We start from the raw sequence: 1818 nt of genomic DNA, 5'->3' as shown, positions 1-1818 counted from the left end.
CAGGCGGTCTTCGCCGTAAATGATCGAGTTTTTGGATTCGATATCAAGCACGTTTCCCGCCACCGCGTTATCGCGCCCATCTTTGTCCAAAAAATCGCCAAGCGCGGTAAGGCTACCGACATCGCTCCAATCCAAGTCGACCGGAACGACAGCGACTTTATCTGATTTCTCTATAATTCCGTAGTCGATCGACAACGACTCAGCCTCGCAAAAGATAGCCTTCGCTTTTTCCGAACTCCACTCATCAAGCGAAAGATCCCTAAATTTCAAAAGAAGATTATACAAATCGGGCATAAGGCGGTGTATCTCATCTAAAATCGTGCTCGCTTTAAAGACGAACATGCCGCTATTCCAAAAATAGTCGCCGGATTCCAGATAAGAGACAGCGGTTTCCCTGTCGGGTTTTTCAACAAACCGCTCGACCGCGTGGGATACATATCCGTTGCTAAATTGAGCGAGTTTCTCCCCCGATTTGATATAGCCAAAACCGGTTTCCGGGCGGGTCGGCTTCAATCCCAGGGTTACAAGATAGCCTGCTTTGGCAAGTTCTTCCACTTGCTTCAGCACAGCGAGAAACTCGTCTTGGTTATTGATAATATGGTCTGATGGAAGGATCGCCATCACGGCGTCAGGGTTCATATTGGCGAGATACACCGCGGCCAGGCCTATCGCCGGGGCGGTGTTTCTGGCTTCAGGCTCGACAAGGTAGCCTACCTTATCAAACGGCTCTTTGCCCGTAATAAGATTCGTCCGTATCTCGGACGCAAGCTTGCTATTTGAGACCATATAGATCTGCTCTTGCGGGATAAGCGGTAGTAAACGCTTAATCGTCTGCCAAATCAAACTCTCGGTGCCAAATACCCTGAGCAACTGCTTCGGGCTCATCTCCCGGCTTAATGGCCAAAACCTCGTTCCTGCGCCTCCGGCTAGAATTACACCATACAAATCATTTGAATCAGACATGAAAACTCCTTAACACAAACTCCTCAAGACGCTGCCGGTTATCCGGCACAATACATACTCTAACTGCATTCTACCTGCATCTAAACGCAACAATCAAGCCGCTAATGCTCAACACAGAAAACCGGGAAGAGCATGCCTGTCAGATATATCTGTGCCTAAAGATTGACTTGATGACGAATTTAGGAACAATAGCAGCTACATCAATAAGCAATCCAACACAAACATTCAAATCAAACCGGTTCAACTTGAGTCTGGCGGCTTTTTCTCTTAGTAAACTTGCTTTTGCTTTAATATTTGCCAATCCCAAGCCGACCTCGTTATTTACTGCGGTAACTTGCCCAATATGAACTCGGTATTCCAAAAGCGACTCGTTAATCTTATCGATCCCATATCCATCGGATAACAATCTTAGCCATAAATCGTAATCCTCTGCATGCCGGCGAACGGGATTATAGCGATATTTTGAAACTACGGATTTTCTCATCATGACCCCGGGGTGAGCGATGCAGTTAATCCTTGGGAGTCGCCTGTAGATCTGCATGGGAGTCGCCGATTTTCGGTCGCCCTTCCACTCCCCGATCACGTTCTTGTTTGCACCAACGAGAATAATCTTAACAGCGATAACACTACAAGAAAGGTTCGCGTCTAAGAACGCAGCCTGTTTAGCCAAGCGCTGCGGCAAACTTATGTCATCGCAATCCATGCGAGCAATATATTCTCCTCGCGCCAGATCGACGCCTTTGTTTAAGGTTGCAATCAATTTCAAATTCGCTTCGTTATGAATCAGCCGGATGCGAGGGTCATCGTAGGATTCGATAATCTCAACACTGCTGTCAGTGGAACCGTCGTTGATTA

General features: G+C 47.2%; 2 protein-coding genes. Both read right to left on the bottom strand.

The features are described 5' to 3' along the window. Positions 1–963 (bottom strand): mannose-1-phosphate guanylyltransferase (locus COY37_RS02710; RefSeq protein ID WP_286975959.1); only part of this gene is annotated, 963 nt, incomplete at its 3' end. A 139-nt stretch (positions 964–1102) separates the two neighbouring features. Continuing rightward, positions 1103–1818 (bottom strand): glycosyltransferase family 2 protein (locus COY37_RS02705; protein WP_286975957.1); only part of this gene is annotated, 716 nt, incomplete at its 5' end.

This window comes from Candidatus Aquicultor secundus, from assembly GCF_002791875.1.
Classification (GTDB): domain Bacteria; phylum Actinomycetota; class Aquicultoria; order Aquicultorales; family Aquicultoraceae; genus Aquicultor_A; species Aquicultor_A secundus.
The sequence above is the reverse complement of the archived record's forward strand: the minus strand, read 5'-3'. Positions and strand labels throughout refer to the sequence as shown.